The sequence below is a fragment of the Kaistella flava (ex Peng et al. 2021) genome, assembly GCF_015191005.1.
Taxonomy (GTDB): Bacteria; Bacteroidota; Bacteroidia; order Flavobacteriales; family Weeksellaceae; genus Kaistella; species Kaistella flava.
Genome location: NZ_CP040442.1, coordinates 2,846,454 through 2,860,105, shown reverse-complemented (window position 1 = coordinate 2,860,105; position 13,652 = coordinate 2,846,454). Strand labels below are relative to the sequence as shown.

Annotated in this window: 11 protein-coding genes; 2 read left to right on the top strand and 9 right to left on the bottom strand. The window is 34.5% G+C overall.

Annotated features, from left to right (window positions below; all coding sequences use genetic code 11):
- Positions 1 to 30: 30 nt before the first annotated feature.
- The 8 genes from Q73A0000_RS12745 to Q73A0000_RS12710 all read right to left on the bottom strand — a co-directional run bounded on the left by Q73A0000_RS12745 (position 31) and on the right by Q73A0000_RS12710 (position 8,573).
- A complete protein-coding gene (locus Q73A0000_RS12745) occupies positions 31 to 1,113 on the bottom strand; it encodes a mannose-1-phosphate guanylyltransferase (protein ID WP_244140743.1) in 1,083 nt (360 codons plus the stop codon).
- A gap of 2 nt (positions 1,114 to 1,115) precedes the next feature.
- The gene (locus Q73A0000_RS12740; protein ID WP_193811308.1) at positions 1,116 to 1,706 is read right to left on the bottom strand and encodes a transcription elongation protein SprT; all 591 of its coding nucleotides are present in this window, start codon (positions 1,704 to 1,706) and stop codon (positions 1,116 to 1,118) included.
- Positions 1,707 to 1,782: 76 nt separating this feature from the next.
- A complete protein-coding gene (locus Q73A0000_RS12735; RefSeq protein ID WP_193811307.1) occupies positions 1,783 to 3,132 on the bottom strand; it encodes a TolC family protein in 1,350 nt (449 codons plus the stop codon).
- A 165-nt stretch (positions 3,133 to 3,297) separates the two neighbouring features.
- Positions 3,298 to 5,085, bottom strand: a complete 1,788-nt coding sequence (locus Q73A0000_RS12730) for a MutS-related protein (protein ID WP_193811306.1) — start codon at positions 5,083 to 5,085, stop codon at positions 3,298 to 3,300.
- 39 nt (positions 5,086 to 5,124) lie between these two features.
- Entirely contained in the window at positions 5,125 to 6,168 is a 1,044-nt protein-coding gene (locus tag Q73A0000_RS12725; RefSeq protein ID WP_193811305.1) for a hypothetical protein, read from the bottom strand.
- 12 nt (positions 6,169 to 6,180) lie between these two features.
- A complete protein-coding gene (locus tag Q73A0000_RS12720; RefSeq protein WP_193811304.1) occupies positions 6,181 to 6,570 on the bottom strand; it encodes a hypothetical protein in 390 nt (129 codons plus the stop codon).
- A gap of 219 nt (positions 6,571 to 6,789) precedes the next feature.
- Positions 6,790 to 8,193 (bottom strand): nucleoside recognition domain-containing protein, encoded by a 1,404-nt coding sequence (locus Q73A0000_RS12715; protein ID WP_193811303.1) that lies wholly within the window; start codon positions 8,191 to 8,193, stop codon positions 6,790 to 6,792.
- A 185-nt stretch (positions 8,194 to 8,378) separates the two neighbouring features.
- Positions 8,379 to 8,573: a hypothetical protein gene (locus Q73A0000_RS12710; RefSeq protein WP_193811302.1), complete on the bottom strand. Its 195-nt coding sequence runs from the start codon at positions 8,571 to 8,573 to the stop codon at positions 8,379 to 8,381.
- Positions 8,574 to 8,801: 228 nt separating this feature from the next.
- On the opposite strand from Q73A0000_RS12710, the gene Q73A0000_RS12705 reads away from it, so the two are divergent.
- Positions 8,802 to 10,916: a prolyl oligopeptidase family serine peptidase gene (locus Q73A0000_RS12705; RefSeq protein ID WP_193811301.1), complete on the top strand. Its 2,115-nt coding sequence runs from the start codon at positions 8,802 to 8,804 to the stop codon at positions 10,914 to 10,916.
- Positions 10,917 to 11,295: 379 nt separating this feature from the next.
- Here Q73A0000_RS12705 and Q73A0000_RS12700 read toward each other — a convergent pair whose 3' ends face one another.
- On the bottom strand, positions 11,296 to 11,835 hold the full coding sequence (locus Q73A0000_RS12700; RefSeq protein ID WP_193811300.1) for a hypothetical protein: 540 nt from the start codon (positions 11,833 to 11,835) through the stop codon (positions 11,296 to 11,298).
- A 550-nt stretch (positions 11,836 to 12,385) separates the two neighbouring features.
- Between Q73A0000_RS12700 and mnmA the strand changes: the two genes are divergently transcribed.
- On the top strand, positions 12,386 to 13,573 hold the full coding sequence (gene mnmA, locus Q73A0000_RS12695) for a tRNA 2-thiouridine(34) synthase MnmA (RefSeq protein WP_193811299.1): 1,188 nt from the start codon (positions 12,386 to 12,388) through the stop codon (positions 13,571 to 13,573).
- Positions 13,574 to 13,652 lie beyond the last annotated feature (79 nt).

Here is a 13,652-nt window from a genome sequence, read left to right as displayed (position 1 = left end):
AAGGATTTCCTATTTTATTTAATTCTGTTTTTACAGAAATTTTTCTCCTTTTTTCAAAGTTTTCAAATCCTGTACATAATCTTTTATGAGTTGATCGTTTGCTCTTGGACAAATTAAAAGCGCTTTCTCAGTATCAACTATGATATAATTTTCTAAACCATCGATTACCACTGCTTTATTTTCGTTTTTCAATTTAATTAAATTACCTTTTGAATTATAAGTAACAATATGTTTCGTATTCACCGAGTTTTGATTTTCCCCCTTTTCGGCATTTTCATAAATGGAAGTCCACGTTCCTAGATCGCTCCAACCCAAATCTGCCGGAATAACGTAAACATTTTTCGCTTTTTCTAAAATCCCGTTATCAATCGAAATCTTATTTACTTTAGGATAAATTAAGTCAATACAGCGCTCTTCGGAACTTGAATTGTATTCACAGCTTTCAAAATTCTGTGACATTTCTGGTAAATAACCTTCAAAAGCAGAAAGAATAGATTTTACACTCCAAACAAAAATTCCGGCATTCCACAAGAAATCTCCGCTATCCAAGAATGTTTGAGCAATTTCTAAATCCGGTTTTTCGGTAAAAGTTTTCACTTTAAAGTATTCAGAATCATCTTTCTCCACAAACTGAATATAGCCGTAACCAGTATCCGGACGAGTTGGCGTAATTCCCAAAGTAATCAGATAATCATTTTTCTCAGCCAAATTAAAAGCAAGTTCTGCTTTCTTCAGAAAGGTTTCTTCTTTTAAAATTAAATGATCTGCCGGAAGCACAATGATGTTGGCATTAGCATTTTTATCAGCGATTTTTTTCGCCATATAAATATTACACGCCGCCGTGTTTTTCATCATCGGTTCACCAACAATATTCTCGGGGTTTATTTCCGGAAGTTGCTCTTCAGTAAGGGAAATATACTCCTTATTGGTAATAACATAGATGTTTTCTGCCGGTATTATTTTCCGAATTCTATCGTAGGTCTGCTGAATCATCGTTCGGCCAGTTCCTAAAATATCTTGAAATTGTTTTGGGTATTTTTGAGTGCTCATTGGCCAGAATCGACTTCCGATTCCTCCCGCCATGATAACACAGTAATTATTTGATAGTGACATATTTAACTTAATTTTTCTACTCGAGCTAGCGGTTTAAAAATATATTTTTTATCGGTATCGAGTTGTGTACAAAGATAGTTTTTTTTACGTTTTTCGTCAATGATATAAATCTGCTTTCTGTAAATGAATTGATCCTTAATTTCTAAATCTTCAATGTAGGAACTTTCATCTTCACAATCCTCAATGTGGAAGTATCTTACCAAATCTGGACTCGACATAAAATTAGCTTTCGGAGATTTTGAAAATTTTAAAATGATTGGTTTTAAATCATCATCATACACAGAAAAGCTTTCTAAAAGCATTATTCTGAAAGTGTTTTTCCATTCTATACCATGTGGCGAAATCCGATGTCCGTATTTTTCGAATGCAATTAAATGCGCTAATTCATGGGTAAGAACGAAAAAGAAAAGTGGTGGTTGTAAGGTAGAATTAATGGTAATCTGATGTGATTTGTCCGGCATTTTCCGATAATCACCGAGTTTGGAATTCCTTCCTCTCGTGATTTTTATATGAATAGGATAATCGCCAAACCATGTCTTTAGATAAGGCAAACAGTGGTTCGGTAAATATTTTTCTAACAGGGAAATCGACATTTTTTAATCTAACATTTAAGACTAAGAAATTCTCTTGACCACCATTTTTAAAGATGGCGAATTTCTTCCAAAATTTTTATAAAGATAAGGGAATTCCCGCATAGAAATTCAATAATTTCAAACTGAAAACATAATTGTATTTCGCTTGTGCCACACTTCCTTGAGCGTTGGCGTAATTATTTCTGGCGGTGTTTAAATCGTAAATAGTCGTTTTCCCGGCATTATAACTTTTCTCCGCAAAATCCAGCGCTAGTTTCGAACTTTTCTCGGCTTGTGAAGCTGCGTTATAAGATTCGTAATTGCTTTCTGCATCAAACTGAGCCTTTTGTACGTTTTGTAAAACTGTTTGTTTTTGCAACAGCAAAGTAGTTTTCGCGATATTTTCATTAATCTTCGACTGCTCAACGTTTAATCTTGTAATTCCTTTGTTGAAAATAGGAATGCTGGCTGACAAACCAACTTGTTGCCCAAAATTATTTTTATATTGGTCGAAGAAACTACTTTCTTTTATCGCAGTCTGAGTAACAGGATCGAAACCGACAATATTAGTACTTAGTAAATTATTATAAAAACTACCAACCCCAACATTTGCAGAAATTGTAGGCCAGAAAGCTGTTTTAGTAATTTCAGTTTGAGCTTCTGCAGATTTAATTCTTGTTTCTGCAGCTTTTATTTGTGGTTGATTTTCAAATGCCTTGTCAATAACTTGATCGGCCGAGAATAATGGGGCAGCAATTTGATCTTGAATATCTACATTTTGAACATCAAAGCTTTTATATTCAGGAAGTTGCAATAACATCGCCAATGCAAATAGACTTCTTTCGGTATTGATTTGCGCAGTTTTTACATTTTGTTTCTCTCTTGCCAAAGCAGCTTCTGCTTCAGCTAAAACAGTTTGTGCTGTAGTTCCAACTTCAGTAGTAATTTTGGCTCTTTTGTACAGTTTGTCTGCATTATCCAAAGCACTTTCCGAAATTTTAGTGATTTCTCGGTTTAATAAAATCGAAAGATATTGTTGTGCAATTTGCAGCGAAATATCGTTTTTTATTTGTTCTACATCAAACTCACTTGCTGCTACATCAAACTCGGTTTTTCGTATACTTTTTTCTAATCTGCCATTATTATAAACCAAAACATTTGCACCAACATTTGAGCTGTTACTGAAATTATCATTTCTAACACTGGTATTTACATATTGTGTTTGTCCAAAACTGGCTGTATTATTAATATTCCCTGAAACTGAAGGAAGATATTGTCTCTTTGCAATCGAGAGTGTATAATCCTGCAGCTTTTTATTATATGAATTCTGAATAACTTGTAGATTGTTTTCTACAGCGTAATTCACACATTCTTCGAGCGTCCATACTTTCTGTGAAAACATAAAAGTCGAAAGCAAACTCAGAAAAAAAACAGCAGATTTCTTCATTGATAATTTTAAAGAATAAGACGGACTTTTTGATGATTTGTTACAATTATTGAGTAAAATAGTTGAGATTTTCAATATTCAGATATAAAATGAACCGACAATTAGTTCTAAAGAGAAGTTTCTTTGATTATTTTTGCAACCTTAAACTTGAAATTATTCAAAAACTTAATCAATTATTTTAAACTTTCTCATCAAATAAATCGCATTCATACTTTTGGTGACGCCATTTTGAAGTTTATAATCCGTCTCCAGTTCGCCATCAATGTTTTGAAGTTCAAAACAATAATTTTTAATTTTTAAAGGAAATTTTTCTTCAATTTTTGTTAGATCTAAATCATGTGTTGCAATGAGACAAGAGAATCGCACTTTACTTTTCATTAATTTCTCTAAGAATAATTCAGAACCTGTGAGTTTATCCTGAGAATTAGTTCCTTTTAAAATTTCATCTAAAATAATAAATTGAGGTTCGCCTTTTTCTAAATTTTCAACTAATTTTCGAAGGCGAAGAATTTCAGCATTAAAATAAGAAGTTCCGTCGCTGAGAGAATCACTCGTGCTCATGGAGGTAAAAAGTTTCATCGGAATAAAACTGAATTCTTTTGCCGCAACCGGACAGCCCGTCATTGCCAAAACCAAATTGATTCCTACCGTTCGGAGAAAGGTACTTTTCCCGGTCATATTTGCGCCGGTAATAATTGAAATTTCGGTCTGCTGATCAATGGTGAAATTGTTAGAAACGACTTCCGTTTGAAACAATAAAGGATGAACGAGTTCTTCTGTTTTAATTTTAACACCATCTTCATTAATCTTGGGCAAAATATAATCTGGATTTTTAAATTTAAAAATCCCTAATGAAATTAATGCTTCAAATTCTGCAAAAGCCTCAAACCATTGCGGTAAATCCTCATCAATAGAGTTAAATTGCTTTTCAATTTTAAGCGTAAAATTAAGATTCCACAAGAAAAAGTTATTCAGGATTACGCCAATATTACTTTGTCCGCTTTCATAATTACGAAGCAAACGAGCCAACTTTTCTATTTCTTTGCGAGAAGATTTGCTTTTTCCTGATTTTAGTTTATTTTGAAGAGACTGATTTAATTTTTCCGTAAAATTTTCTTTTTCGATATGAGAAAAAACATTCAAGAACTGCTCATATTGATTCGAATCAAAGGAAATCAATTCTCCTAATTCCTGCATTTCCCGCCGATAAACATACAAGACAATTCTGGAAACGATTAATATTCCAACGAATAGTAAGCCAATTAATGCTCCCGATATCGGTGCAAATATGGCCAATAACAAAGTGGCTAAAGTCAAGACAGAAACCACAACTGTGGCCATTTTCGCCAGAACAGCATTTTTAAAAACTGAATTTGATTTGTTTGGATGTGAAATTTCTCCTTTGATTTCCATCGACTTTGCCAAAGTCAGAAAATGAATATTCCACGCCGTTTTTTCAGACAATTCTGAGATCGATTTTTGACGCAGAAGTATTTCCTCTTTTTTTACACTTAAATCTAAAAGAAAATCCCGGAGTTTATTTTTACCTAAACTGGTTTCACCGTAATTTAAATAACTGAAAAGCGAGTTTTTGCCCAGAATATCCAGATCTTTTGCAAAAGGATGTTGATCAATATTTTCCTCAAAATCTAAACCCGTTTCGAATTCTGTTTTGTTGATAATTTCCTCACCGATATGGAGATAATTTTTATAAAACTGTAATTCCTGTTTTACATTTAAAAGAAAATATCCTAAAAGGAAAAAGACAACAGTGGAAAAAATCGCTAAATACAAGTGACTTTTCAAACCATTTTCAAAGATGAAATATTGTAAAAAAAAGTAAGTAATAGCAAGGAATACAATAACTCGAACCCAACCTAAAATGGTTAGCTTTTTTTGTGATTTTTGAAGAGTTTCCTTTTTTTCAGAGAGTAGTAAACGTAATTCTTTCATTCAATTTTTAATCTTATTTTCCATTCAATTACAATTCGTCTATTTACTTTTAAATGAATTCGGCTGTTCAACCAAATCAGTTTTAAAGAAATTAGAAAAAGTATTGTAAGTGGATTCCAGAACAGAATTTTTCCAATAGTTATCGCTATAACTGCTTTTATTTCTATTCAATTTAATTTTATCGTTCTTCTTTTTATCCTTTAAATAATATACTTTTTCAGGATAAAAATTAGAATAACCTTTAAACGCATTATAGTTTTCTTCTGTTTTATGTTTTAAATTGATTTGATAAGTATGATTGAAATAATCTAAATTTCTAATCAAATCATAATTTTTAGTTTTTGAAAATGAAAACATTGAAACCGAAGAACCTTCTGTAAATAAGTATCCGAAAAGTTTTACAACTTTGTCTTGAAGCCTTAAAGAGGTATATTGTACATTGGTTTTATCGTTTTCTACATCAATATAAGTTTTAAAAACGACGTCTTTTTTGTCCTTTAATTTATCCAATTGAGTGATTTTTTCTAACTCCGGAATTCGAACCATCGTGTCAAATGAAAATGTAGAAACTTCCTTTCCTTCGTTGCTTTTTTCTTTTAAAACAAAAGTCCTGTATTCTATGATATTGCTGTTAATATATTCTTTAGTTTTGTAGTCAAAAGTGTATTCTACAATCCCATCAACGTAGCAATTTAATTTATTATTCAGGGTAATATAATTATTAAAATAACCACGAATTACCACATAATTTGGATTAGAAATCGTACTGATAATAACTTCTGGTATTTGAACAACACGGTTATTGAGAACAATCGTATCGTTTGTAAATTCTTTAGAATTAATGGCATCTTCATTAGCGTTTTCCTGCTTGAAAATATATGAACTCTGTAATGGCTCAATGCTTTTTTTATCAAAATTCCCTTCAATATCAGTCTTACTCAAAAGATTTCCATCTTTATCAAAAACCAGAACATTTGCTAATGGTTTGCTATTAGTATCAACAACTGTGATGTTCTGTGCATTGATAAAAAGCGCAAACAAAATGGTCAAAACACAATAAGTCTTGAGTAATTTTTTTTCCATCAGATAAAGTTTTTACATCTGCTTTAATTCATTAATCCGACTCACAATCGGCATTGAAAAAATACCGCTTGTTTGTAAATAATGCTCGTAGAACACTTTGGCTTTTGCGGCAAAATCAGGATTAGGGTTTTCTTTATTTTTAAAGTAGAACAAATTCCCCAACAATTCAAAGTACGGAATATGATGACTTTTTTCTTTGTCATTGATCAATTGAACTATTTCCTCGGTTGGCATTGCAGACAAGGTCTCAAAATTCATTTTAAACGTATCATTCATATTGGTATCGAAAACCCGTTGAAGTTCTATTTCGTCGCCACCGCTTTCTCCGCCTAAAATCATTTTAGACAGAAATTCTGAAAACTGTTTTACTATTCTGATAATGTAATCTTTGTCGTGAATCATATTTATTTATTTTGGTGCAAGTTTCAGGTTGCATGGTTTCAGGTTAAATGCGCCAATTATTTTTGACGTATTCTATATAATTATGGAGTTTCCCTCCTAAAAGTTTATATTTTTCAAGTATCTCATTAAACTCTGTAATATCAGGATATAGACGAGTAATCTTTAATATATGATTGGTGGTTTCATCACAACTGCTTGCATCATGAATCATGCACCCGTTTAAGCAAAGAAAATATACGCCAAAATCACCGAAGTAATCACTCCAACCAAATCTGCCAAAAGCATTGCTGTCACAGTATATCTTGTATTTTTAATTCCAACTGCTCCGAAATATATGGCAATGACGTAGAAAGTAGTATCAGAACTTCCCTGTAAAACCGCGGCTAATCTTCCCTGGAAACTGTCTGCTCCAAAAGTCTGCATGGTGTCAACCATCATTCCTCGTGCGCCAGAACCAGAAAGTGGTTTGATTAAAGCCGTTGGCAAACCATCAACAAATCTGGTATCAAATCCAACAACTTGTGCGACCCATTTCATCCCGTCAATCAAAACATCGAAAACCCCGGAAGTTCTTAATAGAGAAATGGCGATCAACATTCCGACTAAATAAGGAATAATTTTCACACAGGTCCAGAACCCTTCTTTTGCTCCATCGATAAAAGCATCGAACACATTGATTTTTTTATAAAGCGCCCCTAAAACAATGGCGAAGAAAATCAATAGAATAATTCCGTTGCTCAATAACATGCTGAAATTATCCAGACCTTCTTTGCTTAAACTCACTAAATAAACAACGAGTAAACCGATAATGGCAGAAATTCCACCAACGTAAGCGATTACGACAGGTTGCAATAAATTAATTTTTTGATAAAGAGAAACCACAATCATCGCGGCAAGAGTTGCGGCGAAAGTAGCAATCATACACGGCAGAAAAATATCGGTCGGCGTATGAGAACCCATCGATGCGCGAATTGCAATAATCGAAACCGGAATTAAAGTCAGTCCGCCAGCATGCAGACACAGAAACATAATTTGTGAATTACTCGCATTCTCTTTATCAGGATTTAAGGTTTGCAAACTTTCCATCGCCTTTAAACCAAATGGCGTTGCGGCATTATCCAGTCCCAAAAGATTGGCGGAAAAGTTCAATAACATATGTCCAAAAGACGGATGATTTTTGGGGATCTCCGGGAATAATTTCGAGAAAAAAGGTTGAATCATTCTGGACAACAAATTAATTCCACCAGCCTTTTCGGCGATACTCATAAAGCCCATAAAGAGCGTCATAATTCCTATTAAGCCCAAACAAATTTTCACAGCAGTTTCGGAAGTTCCAATAACGCCGTCAGTTGCCTGAACTCTGTAAACGGTAACTTGAGATTTTGCAGAATCGGTTTTATAATGAATACGGTGCTGTTCGAAATCCGGTTTTAATAATAAAGCGCTTTTAATTTCGGGATTTAGTTCATTGATATTTTGAGTTGCAATCTGAACGGTATCGCCACTTTTACCAACGACCATGTCATTATAAATCGCTTTGTAGGAATCCGAAAACATATATTTGATGCTTCCGACAATAATGGCGACAATAATAAAGGCGCTCCAAATCCTGCTTAAAACCATGAATTAAAAATTTGAGTAAAAGTAACTAAAAACTTTATTTTTAAAGAAATTAGGACGGCAAATTATCAGGTTCAGTAGTTTTTTCTACCAAAGTGAAAAGAAATATTTTGAAAAGCACTTCAAAATTGCGCATAAAAAAGTTCTGCTTTCATTGAAAACAGAACTTTTTATGCTTAAAATAAATTTTAACGAACAGCTAAAAACTCAACTCCTTCATTGGTGTCGTCTTTATGTTTCCTTTCAAAATGTCGATGGAAATCAGCATAATAATCATCATATGCTTTTCTCTTCTTTACTAAAAATTTTCTGACACCAAATAAAGTGAGGCCGATAATTACGCCTACACTTCCTGCTAATATAATTCCTGTTTCTTTTCTCATATCTTAAATTTATAATTCTAAAATTAAGCAAATTGTATTCCTTACAAGCAATCAATTGTTTTAAAGTTTGTTAAAATTCACAGCAGATCCATTAACAATTATTAACATTCACTATAAATTTAATAATTTTTTGATTGGTAAAAAATAGCTCTCAGAACTTCTTCCTCTCCTATTTCTTCTTTTTTTCTTCCACTAAAAAATCTTACTTTTGAGGGAAATCCTCAATTTATGAATGTTAAAACATTTGCTCTTGGTGCAGCCGGATTAATGCTTGCATCTTGCGCTCCGCAAAAAATGACCAAAAATTTGAATTATCCCGAAACCAAAAAAGTGGAACATACCGACGAGTATTTTGGGACCAAAGTACAGGACCCTTACCGCTGGTTAGAAGATGACCGTGCCGAAGACACCAAAGATTGGGTTCAAAGAGAAGTTGCTTTTACCAATGATTATTTGGCGAAAATTCCTTTCCGTGAAGAGATTCGTGCTGAGTTAAAAGATATTTGGAATTACGAGAAAATCGGTGCGCCATTTAAAGAAGGAGATTTTACTTATTTCTATAAAAATGACGGACTTCAGGCGCAATCTGTTTTATACAGAACCGATAAAAACGGGAAGACCGAAGTTTTTCTTGATCCCAATAAATTCTCAGAAAAAGGAACGACTTCTTTAGCAGGAGTTTCATTTAATAAAAAAGGAAACTTAGTTGCTTACTCAATTTCCGAAGGTGGAAGTGACTGGAATAAAATAATCATTATCAACGCTTTAACTAAAGAAAAGATTGATGAAACAATTGTTGATGTTAAGTTTTCCGGAGCCTCTTGGTTAGGTGATGAAGGTTTCTTTTATTCAAGTTATGACAAACCAAAAGGAAGTGAACTTTCTGCAAAAACAGATACTCACAAAGTCTATTTCCACAAATTAGGAACCAAGCAAAGTGCTGACAAACTCATTATTGGTGGCGATCAATTCAAAAGACGTTATATGAGCGTTGGCGTTTCTGATGATGAACGATATGAAATTTTAAGTGCTTCTGAAGCAACCAACGGCAACGAACTTTATATTAAAGATTTAAAAAACAAAACCGATTTCATTCCGATTCAAAAAGGATATGATGTGAACACCAATGTTGTTGATTCCAAAGGCGATTTCATTTATGCAATAACCGATAAAGATGCACCGAATATGCGTTTGGTGAAATTCAACATTAACCAGCCAGATGTTTGGACCGATGTGATTCCTCAGACAGAAAATGTATTAAGTGTTTCAACGGGCGGCGGCTATTTATTCGCAAAATATATGAAAGATGCGGTAACTTCGGTGAAGCAGTTTGATTATAACGGAAAATTAATCCGCACCATAGATTTACCTGGAATTGGTACTGCAGGCGGTTTTGGCGGAAAAGAAAAAGAGAAAGAATTGTATTTTTCTTTCACCAATTACATCACTCCTCCGACTATTTATAAATACAACGCAGATACCGGAAAATCTGAAGTTTATCAAAAACCAAACGTGAAATTTAATCCTGCAGATTACGTTTCAGAACAGGTTTTCTATACTTCGAAAGATGGAACGAAAATCCCGATGATGATCAACTATAAAAAAGGATTGAAACTGGACGGAAAAAACCCAACGATTCTTTATTCCTACGGTGGATTCAACATCAGTTTGCAGCCTGCTTTCTCAGTAGTCAATGCGATCTGGATGGAAAATGGTGGAATTTACGCCGTACCAAATATTCGTGGTGGTGGTGAATACGGAAAGAAATGGCATGATGCCGGAACCAAAATGCAGAAGAAAAATGTGTTTGAAGATTTCATCGCAGCTGGAGAATATTTACAGAATAAAGGATATACTTCCAAAGAATACATGGCGCTTTCCGGCCGTTCAAACGGTGGACTTTTAGTTGGAGCAACCATGACCATGAGACCTGATTTGGCGAAAGTTGCTTTCCCGGGAGTTGGTGTTTTGGATATGTTGCGTTATAACAAATTCACTGCTGGTGCAGGTTGGAGTTACGATTACGGAACTGCAGAAGACAACAAAGAAATGTTCGATTATCTAAAATCTTATTCACCGGTCCATAACGTGAAAAAAGGAGTTTGCTATCCTTCGACCATGATTATTACCAGTGATCACGACGACAGAGTTGTTCCGGCGCACTCGTTTAAATTCGGTGCGGAATTGCAGGAAAAGCAATCATGTGCAAACCCGGTTTTGGTAAGAATTGAAACCAATGCAGGTCACGGCGCAGGTAGAAGTACGGAACAGGTGATTGGCGAAAACGCTGATATCTTAAGTTTTGGACTTTATGAAATGGGCATTAAAACTTTGAAGAAATAATTGAATAACGAAATATATTTTAATTTGGGCAACTTAATCCGTCCTCCACTCCCAATCTTTTTTGCCAACGCCAAAGGCCACCGCTAAAAAAAGGATTTCCGTTCAGGCCGGGTTGCAGACCAGAATAAGTTGAACCATTTCGTTTCGAATTTTAAGTATCAAAAAAAGTCCAGTGAATGATTTCACTGGACTTTTTACTTTGCTGTTTTAGGCTTAACTGGTAATTGAAAATATCGGAGATTAAAAAAGTTTTTTCAACATTAAGTTGATATGAAGTGATTAAGAATATTAAGATTGTCGTCAACTATTGCACATTCTCTTCATGCTCTTTTATAAAGCCAGAAAATTATTAAGCTTTGTGACTTTGTGGTTAATAAAACTAAAGTCCAAACACAACGCCGACACTTGGTACAAATCCACTACCGAAAACCGATTTATCTTGTTTATACAAAACATTATACATTCCGCCGATCTGCATATAAGCACGCTCGCCAATTCTCTGCATATAACCGCCACCAAAGTAAAGTGCAGCTTCATCACCCGAGTATTTTAAGTTATTGATTTTATCTTTTTGATTAAAGAAATATTCCTGAAACATTCCGCTTAGATAAAAGTTTCTGGCGATATAATAATTAACAAAAGGCCCGACTCCAATCGTATTGCTGGAATAATATTTTGCGTTCGTCCACGTCAGATCGGAAACGATTCCGGCTTCGAAATTCTCGGTCAGTTTGTAGCCAATTCTGGGAGAAACGTAAATCGATGTTCCACCATTATTGTTGCCAAAACTTCCACCTAATCCGGCAGAACCACCGAAAGTCCAGTTGGAATCAGCACTGCCTAAATTTTTAGAGGTTCCGATTTGGGCGCTTACCGAAAAGCCAATAGAAATTATGAAAAGGAGAAGTCGTTTTTTCATCGCTGCTGCTTTTAAAGATTGAAATGTAAAATTAAGTCTTTTTTTGAAATCGAAAATTTCCTTAATCAATCTAAACTAAATTTTTTTTACCGCAAAAGAATAAACAAAAGTTTCATTCCATAAGAATTCAAAAGATTGCAAAATGTTTGTGAAAGAATTTGTTTCAACTGTTTGCAGTCCTTTGAAAAACTTCTTTTCAATATTGATCTTTTGCCTCTTTTGCGGTTAAAACTAAAAATAATAATCACGGATGAATTCACGAATTTCACAATTTAATTGCGGTCCTTTTTTGAAATCGAAAATTTCTATCATTTCAAATCTGCTATATTTTAGACGTGAAATATATTTGAAAAGAAGAAAGAATCTTCCCTCTAGCCCCGATGGCAGCGGTATCCTTTCTCTTTTCCTCAGAAAAGAGAAAGATTTAGCGGACAGCGGGACGGGTCGCCAAACAAAGCAACAATTTTGAAGCTCCTAAAAATCATTAATTAAGTCGTAAATTTGCAGCCTCAATAAAGAGTCTCCTTGAAAGACTTTATAAAATGAACATATGAAAATTGTAGTAGGACTTTCTGGAGGTGTAGATTCCAGTGTTGCAGCGTATTTGCTGCAGAAACAAGGTCATGAAGTGGTGGCGCTTTTTATGCGAAACTGGAATGATGCGTCGGTAACTTTGGAGGATGAATGTCCCTGGATTGAGGACAGTAATGATGCTTTGATGGTGGCGCAAAAACTCGGAATCCCTTATCAGGTCATCGATATGAGCGAACTGTACAAGGAGAAAATCGTGGATTATATGTTCGAGGAATATAAAAAAGGCCGAACGCCGAATCCGGATGTTTTGTGTAACCGTGAAGTGAAGTTTGACGTGTTCATGAAAACAGCCTTATCGCTTGGTGCTGAGAAAGTTGCAACGGGACATTACGCACAGGTGAACTCTACTTTTGATGAAAATGGAAAAGAGATTTTCCACCTTTTAGCGGGAGCAGATAACAATAAAGATCAGTCGTATTTTTTGTGTCAGTTGAATCAGGATCAGTTGTCGAAATCTTTGTTTCCGATTGGAGCATTGACGAAACCTGAAGTTCGGGAAATCGCCCGGGAAATGGGTTTGGTGACGGCAGATAAAAAAGATTCGCAAGGTTTATGTTTCATCGGGAAAGTGAGTTTACCAACTTTTCTGCAACAACAGTTGGAACCAAAAGAAGGTGAAATTGTAGAGATTTTTAAAGATTTCCCCGGTTTTCATCAAGAAACACCTCAGTTTTCTTCAAAATTAGAAGAATTGGAATTTCTGTCTCAGAAAATAAAATACGAAAAATCGGACGGAAAAGTAATTGGCAAACATCAGGGTGCGCATTATTTTACGGTTGGTCAAAGTAAAGGTTTGGGAATTGGCGGACATAAAGAATCCTGCTTTTTGATTTCCAGAGATATTGAAAAAAATATCGTTTTTGTCGGAGAAGGAAGAAATTTCCCGGGACTTTTCCGACGCGCTTTAAAAACAGAAAACTCAGAAGTTCATTGGGTTCGTGAAGATTTGCGTTTGCAAAATGGTGAATCGATGAAAGTAAAAGCCAGAATCCGGTACCGACAAACTTTGGAAGAAGCGACGCTTTACCAATTTGAAGAAGGTTTCTATATCGAGTTTGAAAACCCACAATCTGCGATTGCAGAAGGACAGTTTGCTGCCTGGTATCTGGAGGATGAGTTGGTGGGAAGTGGCGTGATTTCTTAAAATACTGATTTTTAATTAATAATATAATTCCTTTTGATTTTTCAAGAGGAATTTTTGGTATTTTAGCATAGAGATAATG